The organism is Acetanaerobacterium sp. MSJ-12 (assembly GCF_018917875.1).
GTDB classification, from domain to species: domain Bacteria; phylum Bacillota; class Clostridia; order Oscillospirales; family Ruminococcaceae; genus Bittarella; species Bittarella massiliensis.
The window spans coordinates 134,270-152,066 of the sequence record NZ_JAHLPK010000006.1; the positions used below are offsets into that span (position 1 = coordinate 134,270).

General features: G+C 63.1%; 17 protein-coding genes. 14 read left to right on the forward strand and 3 right to left on the reverse strand.

Annotated elements, in window-relative coordinates; all coding sequences use genetic code 11:
- Positions 1 to 2 precede the first annotated feature (2 nt).
- From KQI11_RS08465 to epsC, 4 genes are all read left to right on the forward strand, one after another.
- Complete coding sequence (locus KQI11_RS08465) at positions 3 to 1,055, forward strand: aminopeptidase P family protein (RefSeq protein ID WP_185914893.1); 1,053 nt, start codon at positions 3 to 5, stop codon at positions 1,053 to 1,055.
- An 86-nt stretch (positions 1,056 to 1,141) separates the two neighbouring features.
- A complete protein-coding gene (efp, locus tag KQI11_RS08470) occupies positions 1,142 to 1,699 on the forward strand; it encodes an elongation factor P (RefSeq protein WP_021658448.1) in 558 nt (185 codons plus the stop codon).
- A gap of 60 nt (positions 1,700 to 1,759) precedes the next feature.
- Complete coding sequence (locus KQI11_RS08475) at positions 1,760 to 2,209, forward strand: CD1247 N-terminal domain-containing protein (RefSeq protein WP_021658447.1); 450 nt, start codon at positions 1,760 to 1,762, stop codon at positions 2,207 to 2,209.
- A gap of 292 nt (positions 2,210 to 2,501) precedes the next feature.
- Positions 2,502 to 3,149, forward strand: coding sequence for a serine O-acetyltransferase EpsC (epsC, locus tag KQI11_RS08480; protein ID WP_185914894.1), 648 nt, complete (start codon positions 2,502 to 2,504; stop codon positions 3,147 to 3,149).
- 1,100 nt (positions 3,150 to 4,249) lie between these two features.
- Here epsC and KQI11_RS08485 read toward each other — a convergent pair.
- Positions 4,250 to 4,711 carry a GtrA family protein gene (locus KQI11_RS08485; RefSeq protein WP_216401813.1) on the reverse strand — a complete coding sequence of 154 codons (462 nt, stop codon included), beginning with the start codon at positions 4,709 to 4,711 and terminating at the stop codon, positions 4,250 to 4,252.
- Positions 4,712 to 5,025: 314 nt separating this feature from the next.
- Between KQI11_RS08485 and KQI11_RS08490 the strand changes: the two genes are divergently transcribed.
- The 6 genes from KQI11_RS08490 to KQI11_RS08515 all read left to right on the forward strand — a co-directional run bounded on the left by KQI11_RS08490 (position 5,026) and on the right by KQI11_RS08515 (position 12,157).
- Positions 5,026 to 6,234, forward strand: a complete 1,209-nt coding sequence (locus KQI11_RS08490; RefSeq protein ID WP_185914896.1) for a hypothetical protein — start codon at positions 5,026 to 5,028, stop codon at positions 6,232 to 6,234.
- Positions 6,235 to 6,470: 236 nt separating this feature from the next.
- On the forward strand, positions 6,471 to 7,691 hold the full coding sequence (locus KQI11_RS08495) for a metal-dependent hydrolase family protein (protein ID WP_185914897.1): 1,221 nt from the start codon (positions 6,471 to 6,473) through the stop codon (positions 7,689 to 7,691).
- 136 nt (positions 7,692 to 7,827) lie between these two features.
- A complete protein-coding gene (locus KQI11_RS08500; RefSeq protein ID WP_216401814.1) occupies positions 7,828 to 9,057 on the forward strand; it encodes a metal-dependent hydrolase family protein in 1,230 nt (409 codons plus the stop codon).
- A 48-nt stretch (positions 9,058 to 9,105) separates the two neighbouring features.
- Positions 9,106 to 10,317, forward strand: coding sequence for a metal-dependent hydrolase family protein (locus KQI11_RS08505; protein ID WP_216401815.1), 1,212 nt, complete (start codon positions 9,106 to 9,108; stop codon positions 10,315 to 10,317).
- Between the two features lie 336 nt (positions 10,318 to 10,653).
- Positions 10,654 to 10,845 (forward strand): hypothetical protein, encoded by a 192-nt coding sequence (locus tag KQI11_RS08510; protein ID WP_021658439.1) that lies wholly within the window; start codon positions 10,654 to 10,656, stop codon positions 10,843 to 10,845.
- Positions 10,846 to 11,014: 169 nt separating this feature from the next.
- Positions 11,015 to 12,157 carry a M20/M25/M40 family metallo-hydrolase gene (locus KQI11_RS08515; protein WP_286172653.1) on the forward strand — a complete coding sequence of 381 codons (1,143 nt, stop codon included), beginning with the start codon at positions 11,015 to 11,017 and terminating at the stop codon, positions 12,155 to 12,157.
- A gap of 64 nt (positions 12,158 to 12,221) precedes the next feature.
- Here the strand turns inward: KQI11_RS08515 and KQI11_RS08520 are convergent, their stop codons facing one another.
- Positions 12,222 to 12,464, reverse strand: a complete 243-nt coding sequence (locus KQI11_RS08520) for a hypothetical protein (RefSeq protein ID WP_185914900.1) — start codon at positions 12,462 to 12,464, stop codon at positions 12,222 to 12,224.
- 103 nt (positions 12,465 to 12,567) lie between these two features.
- Entirely contained in the window at positions 12,568 to 13,659 is a 1,092-nt protein-coding gene (locus KQI11_RS08525; RefSeq protein ID WP_216401816.1) for a hypothetical protein, read from the reverse strand.
- A gap of 363 nt (positions 13,660 to 14,022) precedes the next feature.
- Between KQI11_RS08525 and pduL the strand changes: the two genes are divergently transcribed.
- The 4 genes from pduL to KQI11_RS08545 all read left to right on the forward strand — a co-directional run bounded on the left by pduL (position 14,023) and on the right by KQI11_RS08545 (position 17,779).
- A complete protein-coding gene (gene pduL / locus KQI11_RS08530) occupies positions 14,023 to 14,589 on the forward strand; it encodes a phosphate propanoyltransferase (RefSeq protein WP_021658625.1) in 567 nt (188 codons plus the stop codon).
- Positions 14,590 to 14,736: 147 nt separating this feature from the next.
- Positions 14,737 to 15,438 (forward strand): DUF4190 domain-containing protein, encoded by a 702-nt coding sequence (locus tag KQI11_RS08535; protein WP_216401817.1) that lies wholly within the window; start codon positions 14,737 to 14,739, stop codon positions 15,436 to 15,438.
- Positions 15,439 to 15,744: 306 nt separating this feature from the next.
- Positions 15,745 to 16,500, forward strand: a complete 756-nt coding sequence (locus KQI11_RS08540; RefSeq protein ID WP_216401818.1) for an exodeoxyribonuclease III — start codon at positions 15,745 to 15,747, stop codon at positions 16,498 to 16,500.
- Between the two features lie 25 nt (positions 16,501 to 16,525).
- Entirely contained in the window at positions 16,526 to 17,779 is a 1,254-nt protein-coding gene (locus tag KQI11_RS08545) for a CCA tRNA nucleotidyltransferase (RefSeq protein WP_353653951.1), read from the forward strand.
- The last annotated feature ends 18 nt before the right edge of the window (positions 17,780 to 17,797 follow it).

Consider the following 17,797-nt stretch of genomic DNA (forward strand, 5'->3'; position numbering starts at 1 on the left):
CCATGCGCGTCTGTGAACTGCTGCCCCAGGGCATTGACGCCGCCCTGGTGGACGATGAGAAGAACCGCCAGTACCTCACCGGGGTCCGCTCCTCGGCGGGCACTGTCGTCGTCACCCGGGAGGAGACCTACCTGATCATCGACTTTCGCTATATTGAGATGGCCCGGGCCGCCGCGCGGGATTGTCAGGTGCTCTTGCAGGACAAACTCTGCGCCCAGATCGGCGAGCTGTTTGCCCGCCACGGGGTCCGGTCCTACGGGGTGGTGGACTCCCTCTGCTCCCTGTCGAAGGCCCGCGGGTGGATGGAGAAACTCCCCGCCCAGCTGGTGGACGGCAGCGGCTTTGAAGAGGTGCTGGGCGGCCTGCGGATGCGCAAGAGCGCCGCTGAGATCGCCAAGATAAAGGCCGCCCAGGCCCTCACCGACGAGGCCTTCCAGCACATTCTCGGCCACATCGCCCCGGGGAAGACCGAGCGGGAGATCGCCCTGGAGATGGAGTTTTTCATCCGCCGCCAGGGGGCCGAAGGGGTCTCCTTCGACTTCATCGTGGTGGGGGGGCAAAACTCCTCCAAGCCCCACGGGGTGCCGGGGGACTACGCGCTGCAGGCGGGCGATTTCCTCACCATGGACTTTGGCTGCACGGTGGACGGCTACTGCAGCGACATGACCCGCACCGTGGCCCTGGGGAAAGTCAGTGAAAAACAGCGCCAGATCTACGACATCGTTCTCAAGGCCAACGAGATCGGCATTGCCGCCGCCCAGGCGGGTGTCGTCTGCGAGGAGGTCGACCGGGCCAGCCGGGACTACATCGCCTCCTTCGGCTACGGGGCTCAATTCGGCCACGGCCTGGGCCATGGGGTGGGGCTGGACATCCACGAGGAGCCCCGCTTTTCGCCCGGCTGCAAGACCGCCCTCGAAGAGGGGATGGTCATCACCGTGGAGCCGGGCATCTACCTGCCCGGCGAGTTCGGGGTGCGCATCGAGGACATGGTGGTCATCACCCCCCAGGGGACCGAGGACATCACCCGCTCCCCCAAGGAGCTGCTCCTCCTCTAAACCCCGGCGCCAGGCGGAAAAAGAACTTGAAAAATAGACGGTGATAGGATAGAATGGATAAGAACTAATGATTTGGAGGATGGATCATGATTTCTGCGGGAGATTTTCGCAACGGAGTTACTTTTGAGATGGACGGCACCGTCGTGCAGGTAGTGGAATTTCAGCACGTAAAACCCGGCAAGGGGGCCGCCTTCGTCCGCACTAAAATTAAAAACGTCATCACCGGCGGGGTTTTGGAGAAGACCTTCAACCCCAACGACAAATACCCCACCGCCTTTATCGACCGGCGGGACATGCAGTACCTGTACAACGACGGCGACCTCTACTACTTCATGGATGAGGAGACCTACGAGCAGCTGCCCATCAACAAGTCTATCCTCAGCGACAACTTCAAGTTTGTCAAAGAGAACACCGTGGTCAAGGTGCTGTCCTACAAGGGCAACGTCTTTGGCGTTGAGCCCCCCTTCTTTGTCGAGCTGGAGATCACCAAGACCGACCCCGGCTTCAAGGGCAACACCGCCACCAACACCCTGAAAGAGGCCACGCTGGAGACTGGCGCCGAGATCCGCGTCCCCCTCTTCCTCAGCGAGGGCGACCGCATCCGCATCGACACCCGCACCGGCGAGTACATGGAGAGAGCGTAGGACAGAACCACTCTGCCCGCCCGCTCTTTCCCCAATTGATTTGAATAGGAGAGACAAGCTATGACCATCGGCGAAAAAGTATCCTACCTGAAGGGCCTCATCGAGGGGCTGGACATCGACAAGGGCAAGAAGGAGTCCAAGATCATCCTGGCGATGGTCGACATCATCGAGGACCTGGCTCTGACTGTCGACGACATCGAGGAAGACCTGGACGAAGTGATGGACTTCGTGGAGGAGCTGGACGAGGATCTCTCCGATGTGGAGGACGACCTCTACGGCGACGAAGACGACGACGATGATGACTGTTGCTGCGATGAGCCCATGTACGAAGTGACCTGCCCCACCTGCGGCGAGACCATCTATGTCGACGAGGACACCCTGACCGACGTGGGTTCCATGCCCTGCCCCAACTGTGGCGAGGAGCTGGAACTGGATACCGACTTCGCCTTTGACGACGAAGAGGAGTGCGGCTGCTGCGATTGCGGCTGCGACCATGAGGAGAAGGAGTAGCCCCCTTCAAGCGACTGCGATCGAGAGCTGCCCGGTGTGTGCCGGGCGGCTCTCTTTTTTTCTTTTGCCGGGCCGGCGCCGCCCGCCCGACATACACTGTACCAGCGGCCGCGAAAGGCCGCAGAGAGGAGGGGAGACCCTGTGATGAGCGCACTGACTGCCCGCGCGAAAAAGCGGCGCAAGGGGTTCCCCCTTCGCCGCCCCTGGGGGCGATGTCTCCGCCCGTGACAGCCGCCGTTCAACCGGCCGCCGCCTGTTCGGCGCGGCCCGCTGCCACAGGAGGAAAGTTCCATTGAAATGGCTTGAAGACGCCCGCTCCATCTTAAAAAAAGACCCCGCTGCCAGAAGTCTGGCCGAGGTCATCTTGCTCTATCCCGGCTACCACGCCCTGTTGTGGTACCGGCTCGCCCACCGCCTCTACCGGCGGCAACACTTCTTTCTCGCCCGGCTGTTCAGCCAGCTGGGGCGGAGTTTTACCGGCATTGAGATCCATCCCGGGGCCCAGATCGGCCGCGGCCTCTTCATCGACCACGGGGCCGGGGTGGTCATCGGCGAGACCGCCGTGGTGGGGGACAACTGCACCATCTACCACGGGGTCACCCTGGGAGGCACCGGCAAGGGGGAGGGCAAGCGCCACCCCACCGTGGGCAACGACGTGTTGCTGGGGGCCGGCGTCAAGGTGCTGGGCCCCATCGAGATCGGGGACGGCAGCCGCATCGGCGCGGGCAGTGTGGTGCTGCGCCCGGTGCCGGCCGGGGCCACCGCCATCGGCATTCCCGCTGCGGTGGTCCGCCAAAACGGCCGTCGGGTCGGCCCGCCAGCCAGCGAGGCCCTCAACCAGCGGGACTACCCCGACTTGCTGCACAACCAGTTGGCCCACCTGGCCCGCCGCCTCGACCGGCTGGAGGGGGAGTGCGGCCGGGGGAGGAGTGCCCGCTGACCGGCTGCTCCATTTCAAATGCTGCCGCCGGCGATTTTGCCGGGGCCACCGGCGGTCTGCTCACTGCCGCCGGTCGGCTGCTATAGGGCCGGGGACATACCGCTCGCCGGTATGCCGCTTTTCTATGCAGGGCGGGAAAAGCACAGCCTTTTCCTGCGCGCAGGCGCTTTGCCCGCGGGCGAGAGGAGCATTCTGCAAAAGAGCCCTCTTACCTGCGGCGCAGGAGCGGAGCGAGAGAGGGGATGGGCTTGCCGGTCGACGGAGTGCGCGGGCGCTGCCATCGCGATTTTGCGGCGTCTCTCCGGCCCGACCACCAGCGCCGTCTAGCCGGTTTTGGGCCAGATGGTGTCCCCCTGTCTCGGTGCAGGGGGGAGCAACGCCGAGAGCTGTGTTACAGAAAAATAGTTGTTCCCCGCTCTTTTGTCACCCGTAAAAGGGAGGGACAAAGGGAAGCAGGGGAGGAGAGAAGAAGTGGCCAGTCAAATGAGGGCGCTTAGACGCCGCTGTCCGCAAGTCCAGCTCCCGCGGGGTATTGGTTTGCCTGTCAGCGCGATTTGGCTGGTTTTCCGACCCACCGGTGTCCCTCCGCCTCGGCACAGAGGGAGTGCACAGGTGCCCAGCCGGCGCAGCGGGTAAAGTTGTCCTTGCTTTCTGCTGCCCACAAGAGGGGGAGGGCAATGCGTCTGCCCGGCGGAGAAGGGAAGACAGAGTTGCCGGTCAAATGAGGGCGCTTAGGCGCTGCCACTGGCGATTTTTTGGCATGCCAGTGGCCTGGTCATCGCCGCTGTTTTGCCCCATTTTCCAACTCGCCGGTGCCCCTTTGCCTCGGTGCAGAAGAAAATGAACAGGGGGAGCAGCAGTTGCAGAAGTGGCAAAATTGTCTCCGCCCCCCTGCCACTCAAAAAGGGCGGGCAATGTGTCTGCCCGGCGAGGGAGGGGAGCTGGCTTGGCCTATGTCAAACCCGTTCCCAATGAAAAGAGAGGGGGGAGCATCGCGCTCCCCCCTCTCTTTTGGACTGTTTGTGGGGACGATTTTGCAAACAGGTCCCTCTTGGCTTTCGGTGCGGCAAAAAGGGCGATTTTTCCCAGCGCGGAATCGGCTACCCCCGCCCGGTGTATTTTTTTGCCTCTTTTTTTACCTTGCCGAAAATCCAGAACCGGCTGACAATGTAGTTGATGGTGGCCGAGAGGGCAGAGGCCCCGATTTTCACCGGGTTTTGGGGCAGCCCCAGCCCTGAGACCAGCAGCGCCATGATGGCGGTTTCCAGCACACAGGTGCCCAACCGGCAGCTGGCAAAATCCCGCAGCCCCCGCCAGACAGCCCTCGCCCCGCCCCCGCGCTGGCGAAAGACAAACCAGCGGTTGGAGAAGTAGGCCGCCACCACATAGATCACCCAGGCGGCCACGTTGGCGACGGCGTAGTTCCAGCCGCACCAGTTGGCGAGGGCGAAAAAGAGGCAGAGGTTTAAAAAGGCGGTAATGGCCCCCCAGAACACATAGTGGGCAAACTGCCGCCAGTTTTTGACGATGTCGCCAATCAGGGCTCGTATCCAGTGAAGCAACCGCTCTCCCCCCTCTCAAATGGGCGGAAAATACTGGTGCATATGCGCCCTTTCTGTCCTATTTTACACCCAAATGGGGGAAAGGGGAAGGCGAGGGGGGGCGGAATTTCCCATTCGTTGCATATCTTGTATGGTTTTTTGTTTACAATTTGGCCAAATTCACTATTCGTTTCACCACTTTTCACCGCTAAAATAAAAAATGTTACAAAACTGTGACCGACCCGGTGACAAGCCTCTGGGGCCGTGCTATAATGTGTATCAAATCGACGGGGCCCCCAACGGCTTTCGTCAAATTCGATTTAGGAGGAAATCTGATGACAACAATTTGGACACCGCTGTTCTCGTTTGTCGTCTTCGTGGTCGTCTTCGCCCTCGGCGACATCGTGGCAGAGAAAACAAAAGGATTGATATCCGCTATTATCGTGGGGTGCTTTGTCTACCTCGTAGGGTTCTGGACTGGCATTATCCCGGCCACTTCGGTTGCGGATAGTACCCTGCCCGGCATGATGAGTGCCTTCGGCATCGCCGTGCTGCTGGTCAACCTGGGCACCATCCTCGACCTGGAGTCCCTGCTGAGAGAGTGGAAGACTGTTGTCATCGCTCTGATTGGCCTGGTCGGCCTGGCCCTGGTCAGCTTCACCATCTCCACCTGGCTCTTCGGCAAGGAGTACGCCCTCAGCGCCGCCTCCCCCATCGCGGGCGGCCTGATTGCCGGCATCATCACCAATGACGCCGCCGTCGCCGCCGGCAAGCCCGCCCTGGGCGGGTTCGCCATGCTGGTCGTGGCCTTCCAGATGTTCGTCGGCATGCCCATTGCCTCCTTCTGCCTGAAGAAAGAGGCCAATAAGATGGTCAAAAACGGCGTTGTCGCCGAGAGCGCTTCCACCGGCAAGAAAAAGAAGATCAACCTTCGCTTCCTGCCTGAGGGCCCCAAGTGCCTCAACACCCCCACCGCCATCATCGCCAAGCTGGGCATCGTGGCCTTCATCGCCTATGTTGTGGCCATGCTGACCGTCATCCCCAATTCCAACCCGGTCAACTACATCCTCAACCCCAACGTGGCCTACCTCCTCTTTGGCATCGTCTTCTGTGAGATCGGCTTCCTGAACAAAAACGCCCTGACCAAGGCCGGCGCCTACGGCTTCTTCAGCATCGCCCTGCTGGCGGTCCTGCCCGGTTCCTTCACCTCGGTCACCCCGGCTGCCTTCCTCGACATGATCCTGCCCCTGATCGGCACCCTGGTCATCGGCGCTGTCGGCATCGGCATCTTCGCCATCGTCATGGGCAAACTGCTGGGCTACAGCCCCCTGGTCTCCATTGCCATCGGCATGACCGCCCTCATCGGCTACCCCGGCACCCAGGTCATCACCGACGAGGTCGTCGCCGGCCTGGACGCCAGCGACGAGCAGAAGGCTGCTGTCTCCGCCGTGATCCTGCCCAAGATGCTCGTCGGCGGCTTCACCACCGTCACCATCGCCTCGGTGGTCTTCGCCGGCATCATCTCCCCCTTCATCTTCTCCTAAGGGAAGAGCGGGAGAGCGCGCATTCACAAAAGCGGTTTCTGTTGGGAAAAATTGCGTCTTGTGAGTTTGAAAAGAAGGTTTTGCGAGTTGACCGCCTGCTTTTGCAGGCGGTTCACTTGCAGAAAGGGGTCGCTTTAAACCGTTAAAGTGCCCCCGGCAATACAACATTGTACAGACGTGCTGTCCACCGGTTTTTCTGGCAGGCAGCCCCTCAAATAAAAAAGGAGTGGATGATTGTGAAAAAAGTGATCAAATGCGGCAAGTTTTTCAGCGCGGTGGACGACAAGGTCCTGGAGAACATCGCCATTGTCATCGACGGCAATAAAATCGAGTCGGTCGGCCCCATCTCCGGGTGCAACTGCGACGGCTGCGAGGTCATCGACCTGTCCGACAAGTTTGTCATGCCCGGCCTGATCGACGCCCATCTGCACACCCTCATGAACGGCGAAGTCACCTGCATGGACGACATGGGCAAAAAGACCATCGGCGACATGACCATCGACAGCATGAAAAACGCCCAGTCCGACCTGATGGCGGGCTTCACCACCGTGCGGGACGAGGGCTCTTACGGCTTTGCCGACATCGCCGTGCGCGACGCCATCAACGCCGGTAAGATCACCGGTCCCAGAATGTTTGTCTCCGGCATCCCCATCGGCACCACCGGCGGCCACTGCGACTCCCACTACAACCCCTACATCACCGGGCAGCACAGCATGGGCCAGGTCATCGACAGCCCTGACGCCGGCCGCAAAGCCGCCCGTTACACCCTGAAATACGGCGCTGACCAGATCAAGGTCATGGCCACCGGCGGCGTCATGTCCATCGGCGACGAGCCCGGCGCCCCCGAGTTCACCTACGAGGAGATGAAGGCCATCCTCGACGTGCCCAACTCCCGCGGCAAGATCTCCACCGCCCACGCCCACGGGGCCGAGGGCATCAAAATCGCCATCCGCGCCGGCATCACCTCCATCGAGCACGGGATGCTGATGGACGAGGAGTGCATGGACATGATGGTCGAGCACGGCACCTACCTGGTCCCCACCATCATCGCCGCCGAGCGGATCGTCGCCATGGGCGTTGAGAACGGCCTGCCGGCCGAGGCGGTGGGCAAGGCCCAGCGCTGTCTGGAGAACCACGGCAAAAACCTGGAGAAATGCCGCGCCAAGGGCGTGAAGATCTGCTTTGGCACCGACGCCGGCACCTACTACAACCGTCACGGCGAGCAGACCCGCGAATTTGGGCTGATGACCGAGTACGGCAAGTTCCCGGTGGCCGAGTGTCTGATTGCCGCCACCCGCACCAACGCCGAGCTGATGAAGTGGAGCGACAAGGTCGGCACCATCGAGGCCGGCAAGCTGGCCGACGTGGTGGCCTTTGACGAGAGCCCCTTTGACAACATCGAAATCATGAACCACTGCTCCTTTGTCATGAAGGACGGCGTGGTTTACAAGGGCTAAAAATACTGGTATAATCTGATAAGTGGCTGTGTGAGCAGCCACTTATCGTTGCTTTATTCGCTTTCGTGCTTTAAACTGCAATTCGCAACAAATGGCTTGCCTGCGCGATTTTGGCGAACAGAGAGGGAGGAATTCCATGAAAAAAGTGCTCTTTTGCGGCCAGCTCTTTCCCGCCACCGGGGAAGAGGTGCTCCGCGACCAGGCCGTTTTGATCGACGGCGAGACCATTGAGGCGGTGATGCCCCGCACCCAGTTTGGGGGGGAGGACTACCAGGTCATCGACCTGTCGGACAAATTTGTCACCCCCGGCCTCATCGACGCCCACGTCCACACCAACATCGACGGCGAACTCAACTTTATGGAGCAGATGATCTCCGAGACGGTGGGGGCCTGCACCATCCGCTCCCTCTGCAACGCCCGCAGCGATTTGATGGCGGGCTTTACCTCCCTGCGGGACATGGGCTCCTACGGCTTTGCCGACATCGCCCTGCGCGACGGCATCAACGCCGGCAAGGTGGTGGGGCCGCGGATGCTCTGCTCCGGGCTCTGCATCGGCTCCACCGGCGGCCACGCCGACTCCTGGTTCAACCCCTATATCACCGGGATGCACGAGTACGGCTATGTCATCGACGGCCCCGACGAGGCCCGCAAGGCCGCCCGGCTGATGTTCAAGTACGGCGCCGACCAGCTCAAGATCATGGCCACCGGCGGGGTGGGTTCCCCGGGGGAGCCGGGCGCGCCCGAACTCTCCTTTGAGGAGATGAAGGCCATGCTCGACATCGCCAACAGCCGGGGCAAGCTCTCCTCGGCCCACGCCCACGGCGCCCAGGGGATCAAAAACGCCATCCGCGCTGGGGTGGCCACCATCGAGCACGGGATGCTGATGGACGACGAGTGCATCGACCTGATGGCCGCCCACGGCACCTACTTGGTCCCCACCATCATCGCCGGCGACCGCATTGTCGAGTACGGCACCGACGCCGGCATCCCCGCCTCGGCGGTGGAGAAATCGGCCCGCTGCCTGGAAAACCACCAGAGAAACCTGGCCAAGTGCCGGGAGAAGGGGGTCAAAATCGGCTTCGGCACCGACGCCGGCACCTTCTTCAACCACCACGGCGAGCAGACCTATGAGCTGGTGCTGATGGTCCGCTACGGCTTTACCCCCGCCCAGGCCCTGCTGGCGGCCACCAAGGTCAACGCCGAGCTGATGCGCTGGTCCGACCGGGTGGGCACCGTGGAGGCCGGCAAATTCGCCGATTTTGCCGCCTTTGACCAAAACCTGTTGGAACACATCGAAGCGGTGAGCGACTGCTCCTTCGTCATGAAGGGCGGCCAGGTCTGCAAGGGGCAGGCTCCCGCCGAATGACAACTGAGATCGCAAATCCATACATACAGATAAAAGGAGAATGGTAAGATGAAACAAGTCCTGCGCTGCGGCCACCTGTTCGACACCGACACCAAGCAATTCGTCGAGGGGGTCGACCTCTACATCGACGGCAACAAGATCGAGGCCCTGTCCACTGGCGCCTCTCTGAAGGAGGGCTATGAGGTGGTCGACCTGTCGGACAAATACGTCCTGCCCGGCCTCATTGACTGCCATGTCCACGTGAACATGAACGGGGAGCCCGCCACCGACTACATGAGCAAGCAGACCATCGGCGACTCCACCATCACCGCCATCTGCAACGCCCAGTCCGACCTGATGGCCGGTTTCACCACCATCCGCGACGAGGGGTCGGTCTTCTTCACCGACATCGCCGTGCGCGACGCCATCAACGCCGGCAAGATCGACGGCCCGAGAATGTTCTGCTCCGGCATCCCCATCGGCACCACCGGCGGCCACGCCGACAGCAACTTCAACCCCTACATCACCGGCGACACCAGCATGGGCTTCATCATCGACAGCCCCGACGAGGGCCGCAAGGCCGCCCGCAAGGACTTCAAATACGGCGCCGACCAAATCAAATTGATGGCCACCGGCGGTGTCCTCTCCTTTGGCGACGACCCGGGCGCCCCCGAGTTGACCTTTGAGGAGATGAAGGCCGTCATCGACGAGGCCAAGGTCAAGGGCCGCATCACCTCCGCCCACACCCACGGGGCCGAGGGGATCAAGATGGCGGTGCGCGCCGGCATCACCTCGATCGAGCACGGCACCATGGCCGACCAGGAGGCCCACGACCTGATGCTGGAAAACGGCACCTGGCTGGTCCCCACCCTGCAGGCCCCCTGGCACATCATGAAAAACGGCACCCAGATGGGCATTCCCGCCCCCCTGGTGGAGAAGTGCGGAAAGGTGATGGAGACCCATTTTGCCACCTTTGCCCGCGCCTACAAGATGGGCATCAAAATCGCCTTTGGCACCGACACCGGCACCCCCTTTGCCACCCACGGCAGCCAGGCGCTGGAGTTTGAGCTGATGGTGAAACAGGGCATGGACCCGGGCGACGCCATCCTCTCGGCCACCAAGTGGGCCGCCCAGCTCATCCGCTGGGAGGACCGGGTGGGCGCCCTCAAAGAGGGGCTGCTCGCCGACGTGGTGGCTGTGGACAGCGACCCCCTGGCCGACATCACCGCCCTCAAAGCGGTCACCTTTATCATGAAAGACGGCAAGGTCTACAAAAACTAGACATCTACTAAATGTCATAAAGGCGTCGCCTCCATCCTGTAAAAGGGTGGGGGCGACGCCTTTTAAGGTCCGCTTTTTCTCCTCTTTGTAATGGGGAACCCTGTCGAAAGAATACAGGGGGTAGAGCCCTTGTCGAAACGAAACCACCCGCGTGACTAAGCCATTTATTTCAAAGTTGTAAAGATGCGTCCATCCCTCCAAAATCGACAATCTGCGCCGTTTTCCAGCCCTATAATGAAGCTAAACCAGTCACATCGGGACGGGAAACGTCGCAGACAGCACGAGCTCTGTCAAACCAGAGGGGAATGCGCAACGCCCCCTCGAAAGGAGAAAAAAATGGATGCTTTTGAAAAGGATTTTGGACAGTTTATTGACAGCCTAAAGTACGACGAGTTTGAGGGGATTCTCTTCAACTTGGTGCGGGACGCCTACATGGCCGGTTACCGCAAGGCAGGGGGGACGGTTCCCGCCAACCAGCCGGTCTTTCGCATCATCGCCGACTTTCAGACCAGCAGCCCCCGCCTCTAGAGAGTACATATCCCCGCCCGCCGAACGGCGAGCGGGGGAGAGGGGCAAATCTTTTTTCTCTCCCTTCGGCCCACCCCCGCCAAATCGTGGTATAATGGGGGCAACCGCAGCCACCCCTGCCGTGCGGCGGGCGGCCTGCAAAGCTACTTGAAGAAAGAGGGAACTTGTCATGCTGGAAAAATTGCCCCAGACCTTCCTCGACTATGTAGAGGAAAACCGCCAGGTCTTGATCGACCTGATCGCCGACCTCTGCGCCATCCCCGCCCCCTCCCACAACGAAGGGGCCCGGGCCGACTTCTGCAAGCGCTGGTTTGAAGCGCACGGCGCCCAGGGGGTGTACATAGACGAGGCCCTCAATGTGGTCTACCCCTACGGCTGCAAGCCGGAGGGGGACGTGATGATCTTCATGGCCCACACCGACACCGTCTTCCCCGATTTGGAGCCCTTTGCCCCCCACTGTGAGGGCGGCAAGATGTACTGCCCCGGCGTGGGGGACGATACCGCCAACCTGGCCGTGCTGATGCTGCTGGCGGCCTATGTCACCCGCCAGGGGCTGCAGGCCGACTGCGGCGTTCTCTTTGTGGCCAACTCCTGCGAGGAGGGGCTGGGCAACCTCAAGGGCTCCCGCCAGCTGGCAAAGGACTACGCCGGGCGCATCCGCCAGGTGGTCTCCTTTGACGGCTACTACCTGATGCTCTGCAACGGTGCGGTGGGCTCGCAGCGCTACCGGGTCGAGATCAAGACCGAGGGCGGCCACTCCTACGGAAACTTTGGCAACCGCAACGCCATCGCCTGCCTGGCCTCGATGATCGACACCCTCTACACCGTCAAAGCCCCCACCGGCGGGCGCACCACCTACAATGTGGGGACCATCTCCGGCGGCACCTCGGTGAACACCATCGCCCAGAACGCCGAGATGCTCTACGAGTTTCGCTCCGACTGCCGGGAGGACCTGGCCTTCATGCAGAACTTTTTTGAAAAGACCGTCGAGTGCTACCGCGCCATGGGCATCGAGGTGGAGGTCGAGCTGCTGGGCGAGCGCCCCTGCACCGGCGATGTGGACCCCGCTGCCCAGCGGGAGCTGGAGGGCCGCTGCCTCGACGCCATCGAGCAGTTCACCGGCAAGCGCGTCGAGATGCTGGCCTCCTCCACCGACTGCAACATCCCCCTCTCCCAGGGGATCCCCGCCGCCTGTTTCGGGGTCTGTACCGGGGGCGGCGCCCACACCCGGGGCGAGTGGATCGATTTGGAGAGCCTGCCCACCGGCATGAAGATCGCCGGGTCGCTGGTGCTCTCCTATTTCCACAACTGATATTGAAAACAGAGAGAGGGCCGGCCCCAATCGGGGCCGGCCCTCTTTTTTTGGCTGTCTGCACTCAACTGGCCCGGCTCTCATCCTCGCCCGACTGCTGCCGGATGAGGGAGATGACCTGGTCGATGGACATCCCCGAGTCGGAGATGGTCTGATAGACAGCGCTGAGCTCTGATTGCTGCTTTTCGCGGACGATCTGCTTGCGGGTCTCCTCCAGCTCCACAATGGTGTTCTTGTGCCGGGTGATCTGGGCCTCGACCTTCATCAGCTCTTCGTCGAAGTTTCGCGCCTTCTTTGGACGTGCCATATTGCGCCCCCTTCCTTCGGATAGCGGTATAGTTGCATTATAGACCGCATTCCGGCGCGATATGCGCCCTTTTTTGTCGCCGCTGGGATTTGGGGGCCGACCCCTAGCGGGCGGTCAATTTCTCCACCAAAAGCCCCGTCAGGGCGTCGACCCCGGCGCGGTCGGTGCCCAGGGCGTAGAGGGCCTCGGCCTGCCGGTGTGCCTCCTGGGCCTCGGCGCAGAGGCGAGCGGCCTCCCGCACCAGCTCTTTGGCCGCCTTTTTGTTGAAGGAGAGGCGGTTGCGGTAGGGGTAGAGGGCGTCCAGATCGGTGAAGCGGCGGCTGTACACGTGGCGAAAGGGGGTGGGCAGCGCCTGAGCGTAGGCGTTTTGCCGCGGTTCGCTGACAAAACAGAGGTCCGCCTCGGGCAGGACCAGGTGTTCCAGCTTGTCGTAGGGGGAGAGGGGGGAGTAACAGGCGTAGACGTCGTACCCGGCGGCCAGGGCGATCTTGGCCATCCGCTCCAAAAAGAGGGGGGCCGCCGTCTGGTAGCTGTCCTCCAGCAAGATGACCCGGCCAAAGCCCGCCGCTGTCTCGCAGAGGGGCTGGGGCCCGGACGGCGTCAGGTGGGAGAGGAAGCGGTCAAAGGTCCGCCCCGCCTTGTCCAGCGGGGGCAGCAGCCGCTTGGCGGTGGAGAGGGCGTACCGCTCCAGCTTGGGCAGGTCGAGACAGGGGGTCACCACGGCGCTGTTGTCCCGCAGCAGCGAGGCCGCCGCCGAGAGGAAGCGGCCGGAGCGCCGCTGCAGCCGGGCGCTCTCGTCCAGCCGGGCGGTGATCTCCTCCCGGTGGGGGGCGATCGCCGCCGGGTCGGTGAAGCGGTAGAGGTCGACAAACTGCTCTGCGAGGGCAGGGTAGCGGGGGACCATCCCGTGGGGCGGGGTGCCGTCCACCACCCCCAGGTGCAGCCCGGGGCAGAGAACGGCGTCGTAGGAGCCCGGGTCGGAGGCGCAGTGGATGAACTCCACCGTCTCCCCCCGGTCGAGCAGGGCCTCCCCCACCCGGCGCAGCAGGGTGGACTTGCCGCAGCCCGGGCAGCCGCCCAGTATGTAGGTGGTAAAGGCCGGGTCGCCCCCGTCCAGGGCGCCAAAATAGCTGGCAAAGCCCACCGGGCTGTTGGCGGCCAAAAAGAAGTCCAGCCGCTTTCCCTTGTGATCCATCATGTCAAAACCCCTTTTCTCCGGCGAGGGAAGGTCGGCGGCGCGCCCCGCCCCTCTCGCCGGAAGGGGGGCAGGGGAAAAAGCGCCGCCGGAGCGGCCGCTCATTTTGCCGCAGGGAAATGGTAGGGCATTCTATTCCTCCCCGGCCTTTTTTGACACCGTCCCACCGCCGTCCTTTCCCGAAAAAATCCCTCTTTTTCCGTTGCAAAGCCGGCGGATTGTGATACAATAAAATAGAGTGTAGAGGCGACTGCCGCCCCCTTTTGAAAGCGGGGGACCGCCGCTTTTTGCCGCCGCCCGCCGGGCGGATGTCACAGCTATTTCGCCGGGTGCGCCCCGGCAGTCAATTGGGAGGATTGCACGATGAAAAAATTCCTGGTGGAGATGTCTGCCCGCCACGTTCACGTGACCGAGGCCGACCTGGAAACGCTGTTTGGCAAGGGCGCCAAGCTGACCCCCAAAAAGGATCTGTCCCAGCCCGGGCAGTTCGCCTGCGAGGAGCGGGTCGACGTGGTGGGCCCCAAGGGCACCCTGCCCCACGTCTCGATTTTGGGCCCCACCCGTTCGGCCACCCAGATCGAGGTCTCGGCCACCGAGGCCCGCAAGCTGGGCGTCGCCGCCCCGGTGCGGGAGTCCGGCGACGTGGCTGGCAGCGCCCCCTGCAAACTGGTGGGCCCCGCGGGTGAGGTCGAGCTGAGCGAGGGCGTCATCGTCGCCAAGCGCCATGTACATATGACCCCTGAGGACGCCGCCGCCTACGGTGTTTCCGACAAGGAGATCGTTCAGGTCAAGGTCGACACCCCTGAGCGCTCCCTCATCTTTGGCGATGTGGTGATCCGCGTCAGTGACAAGTTTGCCACCGCCATGCACATCGACACCGACGAGGCCAACGCCGCCGGCAACCCCCGCGAGGGCGAGTTCGTCAAGTAGGCGTTTTATCCGAAAAAAAGAGCCATTCCGCCCACAGGCGACCCTGCCGGAATGGCCTCTTTTTTACTCCTATATGTCAAAGAAATAACGAGCTGCCGACAGCGTCTTTTCGCTGTGGAAGATAAATTTTGAGGAGGATATGTAACTGTGAGCAGATTTATTGCGGAATTTGCGTGCAACAAACCCGACGACATGATCAAGTTCATCTCGGAGGACTTCTTTTTGAAAGAGGGGTTCGAGGTGGCCAATGTCAAGGGTGAGATCGTCTGGAAGAAGGGCGTCGGCATGATGACCGCGCCCCAGTTTGTCAAGCTGGTCTACGGCGGCGGCAAGGTCCACATCGAGGCCTGGCTGAAATACGCCATCCTCCCCGGCGTCTACGCGGGGGAGATGGGGCTGGACGGCTTTATAGGCGCCCTGCCCAAGGCCAACTTGAAAAAGCGGGTGGACACCCTCATCGGCCTGCTCAACCAGGTCACCCCCGCCGACGCGGTGCCCCAGGGCGCCCCCGCCGCTGCCGTTCAGGGCGCTGCGGTCCCCCCGGCGGGCGCTCCCCAGGGCGCGCCCCAGGCGGCTGTCGCCCAGCCCGCCCCGGTGCCGGTGGCCGTTCACAACCCCACCAGCAAGGCGGTGCTGGCCCTGGTGGTGGGCATCCTCTCCATCCCCGTGTCCTGGTACTTCTCGGCCCTGCTGGGCATTGTCCTGGGGATCGTGGGCATCACCGCCGGCATCACCGGCATCAAGTCCACCTCCAAGGTGATGGCCATCTTCGGCCTGGTGCTGAGCATCATCGGCGCCGCTCTCGGCGCTGTGGGCTGGATTTTGAACATCGTGTTGCTGGCCGCCTAGTCTCCCGTTTGGCCGCGGCCTATTTCCCGCCAAAAAAGGGCGCTCCCGCTGTTGGAGCGCCCTTTTTCGTGGTATAATAGCCACAAAGTGGCGGTGATACCGGGGATGGCCGGGCAGATGCGCAGACGCCGTTTGCCCCCTGCTCTATGGCCAGAGCCCGCTGCGCGGCTGCAGTGGCGGGACGGCCGGTCGGGCCGTCTTTCCCTGTCCGCCCCGCGCCGGTAAAAACTGCCGCCGCCCCCGTAAAACCACAGCCGCGGGCGGAAAGCCGCCCCCCACTACAAAAAAACGAGGAGGGAACCCCCTTTGAAACTTGTCACCTGGAACGTCAACGGGCTGCGCGCCTGTATCACCAAGGGCTTTTTTGACTTTTTTGCGGCGGCCGACGCCGACCTGTTCTGCATTCAAGAGACCAAAATGCAGGAGGGACAGGTCCCGATAGAGACCCCGGGCTATGCCCAGTACTGGAACAGCGCCCTCAAAAAGGGCTATTCCGGCACCGCCGTCTTTGCCCGCACCGAACCCCTGTCCTTCACCCGGGACATCGGCATCGACACCCACGGCACCGAGGGGCGGGTCCTCACCCTGGAATACCCCCAGTTCTACCTGGTCAACGTCTACACCCCCAACTCCAAAGAGAAGCTGGCCCGCATCGACTACCGCATGCAGTTTGAGGACGATTTTCGCGCCTACCTGCACGCCCTGGACGAGAAGAAGCCGGTCATCGTCTGCGGCGACATGAACGTCGCCCACCAGGAGATCGACCTGAAAAACCCCAAGAGCAACCGGGGGAACGCCGGGTTCTCCGACCAGGAGCGGGAGAAGTTCGGCGCCCTTCTCGACAGCGGGTTTACCGATGTCTTTCGCGCACGCAACCCCGACTTGACCGGCGCTTACAGCTGGTGGAGCTACCGCTTCAACGCCCGCAAGAACAACGCCGGGTGGCGCATCGACTACTTCTTGGTCTCTGCGCGCATTGCCGGGGCGGTGAGAGACTGCATCATCCACAGCGACATCTTCGGCAGCGACCACTGCCCCGTCTCGCTGGAAATCGACCTCTGAGCAGGCCAAAAAGGGAGGGCTGACCGTGGAGAAGATCGCCCTGTCCCCCGCCGCCGCGGCCGTCCTCGAGCGGCTGGAGGCGGCGGGCTTTCCCGCCTATGCGGTGGGGGGCTGTGTCCGCGACAGCCTTCTTGGCCGCCCGCCCCACGACTGGGACGTGACCACCGCCGCCCGGCCCGAACAGGTGCTCGCCCTCTTTGGCGACTGCCACCCCATTCCCACCGGCATTGCCCACGGCACAGTCACCCTCTTTTGGGAGGGGGAGGCCGTGGAGGTGACCACTTTTCGCGTCGACGGGCCCTACCGCGACCACCGCCACCCCGACAAGGTCGCCTTTGCCGACCGCGTCGAGGAGGATCTGGCCCGCCGGGACTTCACCGTCAACGCCCTGGCCTACTCCCCCCGGCGGGGGCTCTGCGACCCCTTCGGGGGGCGGGCGGACCTGCAAAACCGCCTCATCCGCTGTGTGGGCAGACCCGCTCGCCGCTTTGAGGAGGATGCCCTGCGGCTGCTGCGGGCGGTCCGCTTTGCTGCCCAGCTCGGCTTTGCCATCCACCCCGCTACCGCCGCCGCCATGGACGCGGCGGCCGGGCTGCTGTCCGGTGTTTCGGGGGAGCGGGTGCTGGCCGAGTGGCGGCGGTTCCTCCCCTGTCCCGGGGCGGGGGCGCTGTTGGCCCGGTTCGGCTCCCTCTTCTGGGCCGTTGCCCCCGCCCTCCGCCCCGCTGGGGGAGAGGAGGGCGGCTGGCTGGCCGCCGCCGAAGCGGTCGAGGTCGCCCCGACCGACTTTTTCCTCCGCCTGGCCCTCCTCTGTCTGGCCGGGCCGGCGGGGGGGGCCGTCGGACGCGCCGAGGCACTGCTTGCCCGCCTGCGTCCCGACCGCCGCACCGCCGGGGAGGTGACGGCCCTGGTCGCCGCCGCCTACGCCCCCATTCCCCGGGAAACGCCCGCCCTCTGCCGGCTTTTGGCGGACAGGGGGCGGGAGGGGGCCCTCCGTCAGGTCGCCCTCTGGCGGGACACAGGCCGCCTCTCTGGCGGGGAGACCGAACAGCTCACCGGCGGACTGCTGTCCCTGCTGGAGCAGGGGGTCTGTCTCACCGTTCGGGAGCTGGCCCTTTCCGGCGGCGACCTGCTGGCCCTGGGGGCCGTCCCGGGCCCCCAGATGGGCCGGTTGCAGCGGGCTTTGTTGGAGGGGGTCTGGACCGGGCGCGCCGCCAACACCCGGGCGTCACTGGAACCCCTGGCCCGGGCGCTGCTGGAAGAGGAGGCCCCCCTCCCATAAGCGCAAAAAAGAGAGGTG

Bases quoted from the DNA above. Each gene is read 5' to 3' on its own strand.
- KQI11_RS08515 (WP_286172653.1), top strand. From the start codon at position 11,015: ATGCTGGAAAAATTGCCCCAGACCTTCCTCGACTATGTAGAGGAAAAC.
- KQI11_RS08505 (WP_216401815.1), top strand. From the start codon at position 9,106: ATGAAACAAGTCCTGCGCTGCGGCCACCTGTTCGACACCGACACCAAG.
- KQI11_RS08490 (WP_185914896.1), top strand. From the start codon at position 5,026: ATGACAACAATTTGGACACCGCTGTTCTCGTTTGTCGTCTTCGTGGTC.
- KQI11_RS08500 (WP_216401814.1), top strand. From the start codon at position 7,828: ATGAAAAAAGTGCTCTTTTGCGGCCAGCTCTTTCCCGCCACCGGGGAA.
- KQI11_RS08475 (WP_021658447.1), top strand. From the start codon at position 1,760: ATGACCATCGGCGAAAAAGTATCCTACCTGAAGGGCCTCATCGAGGGG.
- KQI11_RS08525 (WP_216401816.1), bottom strand. From the start codon at position 13,659: ATGGATCACAAGGGAAAGCGGCTGGACTTCTTTTTGGCCGCCAACAGC.
- KQI11_RS08465 (WP_185914893.1), top strand. From the start codon at position 3: ATGCGCGTCTGTGAACTGCTGCCCCAGGGCATTGACGCCGCCCTGGTG.
- efp (WP_021658448.1), top strand. From the start codon at position 1,142: ATGATTTCTGCGGGAGATTTTCGCAACGGAGTTACTTTTGAGATGGAC.
- pduL (WP_021658625.1), top strand. From the start codon at position 14,023: ATGAAAAAATTCCTGGTGGAGATGTCTGCCCGCCACGTTCACGTGACC.
- KQI11_RS08520 (WP_185914900.1), bottom strand. From the start codon at position 12,464: ATGGCACGTCCAAAGAAGGCGCGAAACTTCGACGAAGAGCTGATGAAG.
- KQI11_RS08510 (WP_021658439.1), top strand. From the start codon at position 10,654: ATGGATGCTTTTGAAAAGGATTTTGGACAGTTTATTGACAGCCTAAAG.